Genomic DNA, 10,133 nt, shown 5'->3' on the forward strand with positions numbered 1-10,133 from the left:
GCCCCCAGGCGGCCCCGCCGCCCGCCAGCGCGACCGCCGCACCGGCCGCCGTCCAGCGCGCGGCCCGACCCGTCCTGCCCCACCGCGCCCGGACAGCGCCCCCCAGCCTCATGGTCAGCAACCCTATGCGCGGCGCGCCGTGCGGGACTCCGACCGCAAGACGATCTCCACCGCGCCGGCTACGCCCGGTGGCGTACGGGCGGGGCGAGCGCGGCGGTGAACATGGCGGTGAGCCGGTCGGTGACCTCGGCCGGGTCGGCGGCGCGCAGGTCGTCCAGGCCGAACAGCCGCCGGACGGGTCCGCCGCCCATGATGATCGTGGACGCGAGCAGGGCGCGGGCGCGGGCGTCCGGTCCGTCGAGCTGCTCGACGATCGGCTGGACGATCACGTCCTCCAGGTAGCGGAGCAGGATCTCCTTGACCTCGGGCTGGCCCGCCGACCGGTCCAGCATCCGGGACATGGCGGTGACCGAGCGCTGGTCGATCTGCCGGACGAAGTGCTCGGCGAGCCGGCGCGGCAGCCCCGCCGGGTCGCCCGCGATGACGCCGCGTATCACCGACTCGCCCGCCAGGACCTCGCCGAACAGCGCCGCCTTCGACCCGAAGTACCGGTTGACCAGCGCGACGTTCGCCTCGGCCAGCGACGCGATCTCCCGGACGGTGACGCCGTCGTAGCCGTGCTCGCCGAACAGGTCGCGGGCGGCCTCCAGGATGCGCCGCTCGGTCGCCTCCCGGTCCCGCCGCGGCCGTCGGGCCCGGCCGCCGGCCCTGCCCGCGTCCCCGTCCGCGTCGCGGCTCGCACCGGTGAGCGTGCGCTCGTCCTCGACCCGCATCCCCATCCCTGGCCTGTCGGTAACGGTCAGTGTTCAGTATCCAACGAGTTGCAAGTAAACAAGCGTCTACCTAGGATACATGCACGGCACAGGTATTACCCGTACGTATGGGGGCAGGGTGGCACAGACCAGCGTGACGTCGCACGGCCCGGCGGCGTCCGAGCCCGCTAGACCGCAGTACACGCACCGGCAGATCCTGGAGATCCTCGCCGGGCTGATGATGGCGATGCTGACGTCGATGATCTCGACGTCGGTCGTCGCCACGGCGCTGCCGACGATCGTCGGCGACCTCGGCGGCCAGGACCAGCTGGCCTGGGTGGCGAGCGCGTCGCTGCTCACGATGACCGCCTCGACCCCGCTGTGGGGCAAGCTGTCGGACATCGCCGGGCGCAAGCTCATGTTCCAGACCGCCCTGCTGGTCTTCGTGCTCGCCTCGGTGGGCGCCGGGCTGTCGCAGAACATCGGCCAGCTCATCGCGGCCCGCGCGTTCCAGGGCCTCGGCGTCGGCGGCCTGTCCGCGCTCGCCCAGGTCATCCTCGGGGACGTCGTCGAGCCCCGGCAGCGCGGCCGCTACGCCGGCTACATGGGCGCCGTGTTCGGCGTCGCGACGGTCGCCGGCCCGCTGCTCGGCGGGTTCATCGTGGACGCCGACGCCCTCGGCTGGCGCTGGACCTTCTACGTGTGCGTCCCGCTCGCCGTGGTCGCGTTCCTCGTCATCCAGCGCGTGCTGAAGCTGCCGAAGGTGAAGCGCGACACCCGCGTGGACGTGTTCGGCGCGTTCACCATCACCGGCAGCGCGGCCCTGCTCATGCTCGTCCTGTCCATGGGCGGGACGGAGTTCGAGTGGAACTCCCAGTGGACCTACATCCTGCTCGGGGCCGCGGCCGTCCTGCTCGTCCTCGCGGTCGTCGCCGAGCGCATCGCCCGCGACCCGATCCTGCCTCCCCGGCTGTTCCGCAACCGGATGTTCCTGCTGACGTCGTTCGTCTCCATCTGCGTCGGCATGGCGATGTTCGGCGCGATGATCTACATGCCGCAGTACCTGCAGATCGTGAAGGGGATGAGCCCGACCGCGTCCGGGCTGATGACGCTGCCGCTCGTGCTCGGCATGCTGATCACCTCGACCGGGTCCGGGCAGATCGTGACCCGGACGGGCCGCTACAAGATCTTCCCGGTGATCGGCCTGGCGTGCGTCGCGGCCGGGATGTTCCTGCTGTCGCGGCTGCACACCGACTCCTCGGAGGTGCTGATCGGCGCCGACCTCGCGATCCTCGGCGTGGGGATGGGCCTGACGCTGCAGATCCTGATCCTGGCCGCGCAGAACGCCGCCGCGCCCGCCGACCTAGCCTCGACCACGTCCGGCGTCTCGTTCTTCCGCAACCTCGGCGGCGCAATGGGCGTGGCCGCGTTCGGCGCGATCCTCACCAACCGGGTGGCGGCGGAGATCGCGTCCGGCTTCCACGCGGCCGGCATCCCGATGCCGTCCGGCACGGCGGGCAGGCTCGGCTCGCCCGAGGAGATCCAGAAGCTGCCCGAGCCGGTGCACGGCATCATCACCGAGGCGTTCACCAAGGCGATGGAGGCCGTCTTCCTGGTCGGCGTCCCGGTCGCGATGATCGGCTTCTTGGCGGTCCTCGCGCTGAAGGAGCTGCCGCTGCGCGGGTCGGCAGACCGGGGCAAGGGGGCCGGGAAGCCTCCGGCGGACGGCGTCCCGGCCGAGGACGGCGTCGTCCGTCCCCCGTCCCCGGTCGCGCGGACGGGCGCGGTCGGCGCGATCGGCGCCGCCAACGCGGTCAACGCGGCCGCTGCGGCGGGCGGCCGGCACGCACGCGAGAACGGCCATGCCCCGGACGCGCCGCTCACCGCGGTCGCCGCGCCCGCCCAGGCGCCGGCGGCGTCCGACCTGGCGGCGCAGGCGCAGCTCCTGGCCCAGCAGAACGGGCAGGGCGGGCAGGACGGCGGCATCCCCGTCCAGGGCACCGTGCGGACCGGTGACGGGCTGCCCGTCCCGTCCGCCGCGCTGACCCTCATCGGCGTGGACGGCCACCAGCTCGCCCGCTCGATCACCGGCGAGGACGGCCGGTACGCGCTGCCGACCCCCGGCCCCGGCAGCTACGTGCTGATCGCCGCGACCGGCGAGCACGAGCCGCAGGCCGCGACGCTGGTGGTCGGCGACAGGCCGGTGGAGTTCGACCTGCTGCTCGCGGGCAACGGCGGCCTCGCCGGGACGGTCCGCAGCGGCGACGGCACCCCGATCGCGGGCGCGATGGTCGTCGTCACCGACGTGCGCGGCGACGTCGTCGGCACCGGACGCACCGACGGCGACGGGAACTACCTGTTCAAGGACATGACGTCCGGCACGTACACGCTCGCGGTGTCCGCCGCCGCGCACCGCCCGGTCGCGCTGCCGGTGGACGTGGTCGGCAACGGGCAGTCCCGGCAGGACGTGGAGATGCCGCCCGGCGCCCGCATCCGCGGGACGATCCGCACCGAGGCGGGCGAACCGGTCGCGGAGGCCCGGGTCACGCTGGTGGACGCGGCCGGCAACGTCGTCGCGATGGTGATCACCGGCTCGGACGGCGAGTACGCCTTCACCGACCTGACCGGCGGCCAGTACACGGTGATCGCGTCCGGATATCCTCCGGTCGCCACCGGTCTGTCGCTTTCGGGCAGCGGGCTGGACGAGCACGACGTGACGCTCGGCTACCCCGGCGAATGACGCGCCCCCGGCGGAGGACGGGCGCGATCCAGGGCCGTCCGGCGGTGGCCGGCCCCCGACACGAAGGTCGTTGATGGACGCTGAACGAGGTCTGCGCGGGACGGTGCGGACGAAGGACGGCTGGGCGGTGCGGCATGCGATCGTCACGGTGACCGACCTGGCCGGCAACCAGGTCGCGCGGGAGCGGACCGGGGAGGACGGCGTGCTCGCCGCCGGTCCGCTGCCCGCCGGGACGTACACGGTGATCGTGACGGCGACGGGCTTCCAGCCGGCCGCCGCCACGCTCATCGTGTCCACGTCCGGCACCGCCGACGTCGGGCGGATCGTGCTCGGGCGGGCCGGCGGCACCGAGCTGCCGGCGCCCGGCCCGTGGACGGTCGACCCGGCGCACTCCACCGTCGGCGCCGTCGCGCAGCACCTCGGCCTGTCCAGCGTCCGCGGCCGGTTCGCCGCGTTCGAGGGGCGGATCGAGGTCGCCGAGCCGGCCGAGGAGTCGCGGGTCACGGCGCGCATCGAGGCCGCGTCCATCGACACCGGCAACAAGATGCGCGACGACCACCTGCGCTCGGCCGACTTCATGAACGCCGACGTCCATCCCGTCATCACCTACGAGGGCGAGGGGCTGACCGCCGCCGGACCCGACCGCTGGACCGTGCACGGCCGGCTCACCCTCAACGGGATCACGCAGCCGGTCGACCTCGACATGACCTACCTCGGCAGCGGTTCGGACCCGTGGGGCGGCGTGCGGGCCGCGTTCCGCGCCACGGCCGAGCTGCGCCGCGCCGACTTCGGCATCCGGTTCAACCAGATCCTGGAGGCGGGCGTCGCGCTGGTCGGCGAGAGCCTGCGCGTCGAACTGGAGATCCAGGCCGTCCAGGGCGAAGAACTCCCGGAAGCCTAGGCTCCGGCGGGGCTAGCGGCCCTTGAGGTCGCGGACGAGCTTCTTCGCCGCCGCCTTGTCCGGCGAGCCGGTCACCACGACCTTCCCGTCGGTGATCGCCATGTCGACGCGGGGCAGCGTGACGAGCCTGTCGCGGACGACGAACGCGAGGTCGCGCCCGACCGTCGCCCGGGTCAGCCGCGCGAACGCCTCCCGGTCGACCGGCCGCAGTGTCAGCGCCACGTCGTACCCGCCGGGCTTCACCCGCGACTTCTGGATGCGCAGGTCGGCGACCTTGTGGATCGCGATGCCCTGGGTGAGGCGGTAGCACGTCGGGCCGGTGGCGGCCTGCCCGGTGATGCCACGCGTCCCGGCCGGGCACGGACCGGGGCTGGCCTGCGCGACCGGGTAGATGTGCAGCGGCGCGGCCAGCGCCACCGGCCGGGTCCGCATCGAGGACGCGATCAGCCCGCCGGTCACCGCGACGGCCGCGATGAGCAGCCCCAGCGTCAGCACCATCACCAGCAGCGCGGACCGGTGCTGCTCGGCGGCCTTGGCCGGCGCGATCGGCTGCGACCGGACGGGGCGCCGCCGCCCCGCGCGGCTCCGCTTGACCTCCGCCGCCCGCCGCTGCCGCTCGGCCGCGCGGGCGCGCCGCCGGGCCGCCTCGCCGCCCGCGGCCGGCAGCACCGCCGTGGTCGCTTCCGGCTGTGCCTCCGTGGCCGCCTCCGTGGCCGCTTCCGGCCGCGCCGCGTCCGGGGAATCCGGCGCGTCCCGCACGCTCGTCCCGCCGCGGAGGCCCTCCTGAGCCGGTGCCGCCGCCGGACCGCCGCCGCGCCCCGCGGGCAGCGGCCGCGTGTCGCCGGCCTCCAGGGGCGCGGTGGACGCCGAGGGCTGCTCGCCGGGATCCTGCTCAGCGGGAGGTGAGGAGGGTGGAGCGGAGGACGGCGCGGGCGCCCGGTCGCGCGGACGATCCTTGTTGCGGCGCGGAATGACCCGCATCGTCACCTCCCCGGCTCCATGATCTCCGCCAGTCTCTCAGCATGAGACGCCGTCCCGCATCGTGTCTCGCCGGAAGACCGCCGCGAATCGTCCCGCGGTCGTCATGTCCATCAGTGCCCCGGGAGCGCGCGTTCAATACGCGCGAAAAAGCCCGGCCCCGGACGAACCGGGGCCGGGCCTGCGCGAAGGTGATCAAACGGGACGGCTAGTCGATGCGCCAGGTGTCGCCGGAGCCGAGCAGCGCGGCCAGGTCGCCCTCGCCCTGCTTCTCGACGGCCTCGTCGAGCTGGGCCCGCATCAGCTCGTCGTAGGACGGCCGGTCGACGTCCCGGAAGATGCCGATCGGGGTGTGCTCGAACGCCGGCTGGTCCAGCCGCGACAGCGCGAACGCCTGCGACGGGTCCGGGTTGTGGGCGTCGTGCACGGCGATCTCCGACGCGGGCACGTCCGCGACGTTCACCACCTCGAACGACCCCGCCGGGGTGCGGCGCAGCGCCTTGGAGCGGTCCGCCCCGAACACGATCGGCTCACCGTGCTCCAGCCGGACCGTGATGTCGTCGCGGACGTCCGGGTCCTTCAGCGGCTCGAACGCGTTGTCGTTGAAGATGTTGCAGTTCTGGTAGATCTCCACGAGCGCGGTGCCGCGGTGCTGCGCCGCCGCCCGCAGCACCGACTGCAGGTGCTTGCGGTCGGAGTCGATCGTCCGCGCGACGAACGTGCCCTCCGCGCCGATCGCCAGCGACAGCGGGTTGAACGGCGCGTCCAGCGACCCCATCGGCGTCGACTTGGTGATCTTGCCGAGCTCGGACGTCGGCGAGTACTGGCCCTTCGTCAGCCCGTAGATCCGGTTGTTGAACAGCAGGATCTTCAGGTTGACGTTGCGGCGCAGCGCGTGGATCAGGTGGTTGCCGCCGATCGACAGTGAGTCGCCGTCCCCGGTCACCACCCACACCGACAGGTCCGGCCGGGACGTGGCGAGCCCCGTCGCGATCGCCGGCGCGCGGCCGTGGATCGAGTGGAACCCGTAGGTGTTCATGTAGTACGGGAACCGCGACGAGCAGCCGATGCCCGAGATGAACGTGATGTTCTCCCGGCGCAGCCCGAGCTCCGGCAGGAAGGACTGGACGGCCGCGAGGATCGCGTAGTCACCGCACCCGGGGCACCAGCGCACCTCCTGGTCGGTCTTGAAGTCCTTCAGCGTCTGCTTCTGGTCGGTCTTCGGGACGAGGGAGAGCGGCGACCTGCCGTTCCCGCCGGCGTGCCCGTTCCCGTTGACGGCGCCGTTCCCGTTGCTGGAGCCGTTCTCACTCACTGTCGATCACATCCTGGATGACGCCCTGCAGCTCTTCCGCCTTGAACGGCAGGCCGCGGACCTGGTTGTAGCCGATCACGTCGATGAGGAACCGGGCGCGCAGCATCATCGAGAGCTGGCCGAGGTTGATCTCCGGGACGATGACCTTGTCGTAGGAGCGCAGCACCTCGGGCAGGTTCGCGGGGAACGGGTTGAGGTGCCGCACGTGCGCCTGCGCGATGTTCCGGCCGGTCGAGCGGACCCGCCGGACGGCCGCGGAGATCGCCCCGTACGTCCCGCCCCAGCCCAGCACGAGGACGTTGGCGGCGCCGGACGGGTCGTCCACCGCGAGCGGCTCGACGTCGCCCGCGATGCCGTCCACCTTGGCCTGGCGGAGCCGGGTCATGGTGTCGTGGTTGGCCGGGTCGTAGGAGATGTTGCCCGACCCGTCGGCCTTCTCCAGGCCGCCGATCCGGTGCTCCAGCCCCGCCGTGCCCGGGATCGCCCACGGGCGGGCGAGGGTCTCCGGGTCGCGCTTGAACGGCTGGAAGTCCTCCTGCGACGGGGCGGCGAAGCCGGGCTCGATCTTCGGCAGCGACGCCACGTCCGGCAGCCTCCACGGCTCGGAGCCGTTCGCGAGGTAGCCGTCCGACAGCAGGATCACCGGCGTGCGGTACTTGACCGCGATCCGGGCCGCCTCGATCGCCGCGTAGAAGCAGTCCGACGGGGACTGCGGCGCGATCACCGGGACCGGCGCCTCGCCGTTGCGGCCGTACATGACCTGCAGCAGGTCGGCCTGCTCGGTCTTGGTCGGCATGCCGGTGGACGGGCCCGCCCGCTGCACGTCGATGACCAGCAGCGGCAGCTCGGTCGCGACGCCGAGGCCGATCGTCTCGCTCTTCAGCGCGATGCCCGGACCGGACGTCGTGGTGACGCCGAGCGACCCGCCGAACGAGGCGCCGAGCGCCGCTCCCACCGCGGCGATCTCGTCCTCGGCCTGAAACGTCCGCACACCGAACTTCTTGTGCTTGGACACCTCGTGCAGGATGTCGGACGCCGGGGTGATCGGGTACGAGCCGAGGAAGATCGGCAGCCCGCTCTGCACGCCCGCGGCGACCAGCCCGTACGCGAGCGCGAGATTCCCGGTGATGTTGCGGTACAGGCCGGGCTCGTGCTCGGCCGGCTTGATCTCGTACTGCACCGAGAACGCCTCGGTGGTCTCGCCGTAGGACCAGCCCGCCTGGAAGGCCGCGATGTTCGCCTTCATGATCTCGGGCTTGCTGGCGAACTTGCGCTCCAGGAAGCCGAGTGTTCCCTCGGTGGGACGGTGATACAGCCAGGACAGCAGCCCCAGCGCGAACATGTTCTTCGCGCGCTCGGCGTCCTTCTTGGAGATGTCGAAGTCCTCAAGGGCCTTCACCGTCATCGAGGTCAGCGGCAGCGCGTGCACGCGGTACTCGGCGAGCGAGTCGTCCTCGACCGGGCTGGTCTCGTAACCGACCTTGGCGAGGTTGCGCTTGGTGAACTCGTCGGTGTTGACGATGAGGTCGGCACCGCGCGGCAGGTCCGCGAGGTTGGCCTTGAGGGCGGCCGGGTTCATCGCGACCAGCACGTTGGGCGCGTCCCCGGGCGTGAGGATGTCGTGGTCGGCGAAGTGCAGCTGGAAGCTGGACACGCCGGGCAGCGTCCCGGCCGGGGCGCGGATCTCGGCCGGGAAGTTCGGCAGCGTCGACAAGTCGTTGCCGAACGCCGCGGTCTCCTGGGTGAAGCGGTCACCGGTCAGCTGCATGCCGTCGCCGGAGTCTCCGGCGAATCGGATGATGACGCGGTCGAGTTGCTGGACCTGTTTGGTCACAGAGGAAGACCTCCTCGACGGGCAGCACCGTCCCGGGGGAGGCACCCGGGATCGTGATGCTACTTAGGCTTGCCTTCATGGTATGTCCGGGATCGGATGGTGTTATCGGGACGACCGCTCACCGGAAGGTACGACCTGGGGCGGTGCCCTAGTTCATCCCGGAACAGAGGCTGCTGCGCTGCCGGCACAGGTCGACGTGCAGTCGCCGGACCAGCCGCCGCGCGGTGCTCGTCGAGGAGCCGCGGCTCCCCAGGGGCGTGGAGTTCACGATGCGAAGTGTAGACAGCGCGGATCGAGCCGGGCGGCACCGCCCCTGGACCGCGCGTCCAGGGGCGGGGCGCCGGAGGCGCTAGGGACGCCCTGGTGACCGTGATGTGGCGATTTCCGGGCTGTCGGACCGCTCGGCCGTCGGCCCGCCCGGCGTGGCGGGGCCGGACGTGGCCGGATCGGGCGTGGCGTTCTTCCGCTTGAGCACGGCCCTGCGCTCGCGGTCGACTTGCGCGAGCAGTTCGGGGACGTCCGCCTTGTCCAGCGCCTCGCCGACGACGCGGGCGGACGCCTCGTACGGGTAGGAGCCGGGGTTGTCGAGCGCCTTCTTCATCCAGTTCCGCCACAGTTTGCTGGTCACGGTGCAGCGCAGCGTCAGCGACCGGTCGGCCTGCACCGGCCCCGAGGCCCGGCAGGACCCGAGCGGCGTGCCCCTGGACGTGATCGACGCCCGCAGCGCGGCCCGCGCGCCGTCCGGCACCGCCCCCTGGGGGGAGGCCAGCGCGGCGGGGAGGCTCACCGTGCAGCCGTTGGTGTTCTGGTCGCAGTTGCTGAACGTCAGCGTCCCGGGCGTGAAGCGCAGGTTCGGGTCGGGCGCGCCGCCGAGCGCGGCGATCCTCGGGCGCAGCTCGGTGAACAGGGTCGCGGGCGCCGCCACGGGCGCGGCGGCGAACCGCGGCTCGTTCTGCCCGGCGGCGCGCACCGACAGCAGCCGGTACGGGGCCGCCGCCGTGATCAGGTAGTCGGCGGCGGAGGTGGTGATCCGGTACGCCCGGACGCCGTTCACGTCCTCCATCGGCGGGTTCCCCGACGCCTTCCGCAGCGCCTTGGCGATGGACTTGGGCCCGAGGACGCCCGGCACGTCGAAGCCGGGCATCGACGCCGGCGCCTTCGACCACCGGTCCGCGTAGTACTCGGGGTGCGCGATCTCGCCGGCGTAGGCGCGCCAGAACGCGGGGCCGGCCTTGAGATAGGTGACGCCGTCGATCGCGGCGACGTCCGCGGTGAGGGTGCCCGCGGCGATCCGCCCGGTCACCGAACCCGACGGAGTCACGCGGAGATGCGTCTGGAGGGGCTGCCCCTTCAGCGTCATGGTCCCGTCGTAGCGCACGCCCGTCCCGGACGTGAGCTCCCGGCCCGCCGCGAGCGTCCACGCCGGCGGCGGCGCCGACACGGTCGGCGTGGGCTTCTTCTTCACCGGCTCGTCGCCCCCGCCGAGCGCGACCCCGGCCACGGCACCGGCGGCGACCAGCACGACGGCCGCCGCACCCGCGACGACCATGCCC

Annotated in this window: 7 protein-coding genes; 2 read left to right on the plus strand and 5 right to left on the minus strand. The window is 72.7% G+C overall.

From position 1 onward, the window contains the following. Nucleotides 1-179: 179 nt before the first annotated feature. Nucleotides 180-833: a TetR/AcrR family transcriptional regulator gene (locus tag E1284_RS34145; protein WP_131944292.1), complete on the minus strand. Its 654-nt coding sequence runs from the start codon at nt 831-833 to the stop codon at nt 180-182. Nucleotides 834-951: 118 nt separating this feature from the next. Between E1284_RS34145 and E1284_RS43875 the strand changes: the two genes are divergently transcribed. Both E1284_RS43875 and E1284_RS34155 read left to right on the plus strand, forming a co-directional pair. Next, nucleotides 952-3,552, plus strand: a complete 2,601-nt coding sequence (locus tag E1284_RS43875; protein WP_341770451.1) for an MFS transporter — start codon at nt 952-954, stop codon at nt 3,550-3,552. 73 nt (nt 3,553-3,625) lie between these two features. After that, on the plus strand, nt 3,626-4,453 hold the full coding sequence (locus tag E1284_RS34155) for a YceI family protein (protein WP_131944294.1): 828 nt from the start codon (nt 3,626-3,628) through the stop codon (nt 4,451-4,453). Nucleotides 4,454-4,465: 12 nt separating this feature from the next. On the opposite strand, the gene E1284_RS42000 is transcribed toward E1284_RS34155, so the two are convergent. From E1284_RS42000 to E1284_RS42005, 4 genes are all read right to left on the minus strand, one after another. Further along, nucleotides 4,466-5,434, minus strand: a complete 969-nt coding sequence (locus tag E1284_RS42000) for a SecDF P1 head subdomain-containing protein (protein WP_243714915.1) — start codon at nt 5,432-5,434, stop codon at nt 4,466-4,468. Nucleotides 5,435-5,639: 205 nt separating this feature from the next. Beyond that, nucleotides 5,640-6,746 (minus strand): 2-oxoacid:ferredoxin oxidoreductase subunit beta, encoded by a 1,107-nt coding sequence (locus tag E1284_RS34165; RefSeq protein ID WP_165965535.1) that lies wholly within the window; start codon nt 6,744-6,746, stop codon nt 5,640-5,642. Further along, the gene (locus E1284_RS34170) at nt 6,739-8,580 is read right to left on the minus strand and encodes a 2-oxoacid:acceptor oxidoreductase subunit alpha (RefSeq protein ID WP_131944295.1); all 1,842 of its coding nucleotides are present in this window, start codon (nt 8,578-8,580) and stop codon (nt 6,739-6,741) included. Before E1284_RS34170 ends, E1284_RS34165 begins: the two co-directional genes overlap by 8 nt. A gap of 349 nt (nt 8,581-8,929) precedes the next feature. Continuing rightward, nucleotides 8,930-10,133, minus strand: a 1,204-nt coding sequence (locus E1284_RS42005; RefSeq protein ID WP_165965536.1) for a hypothetical protein, incomplete at its 5' end; no start/stop codon positions are given.

It is taken from the genome of Actinomadura bangladeshensis, from assembly GCF_004348335.1.
GTDB classification, from domain to species: Bacteria; Actinomycetota; Actinomycetes; order Streptosporangiales; family Streptosporangiaceae; genus Spirillospora; species Spirillospora bangladeshensis.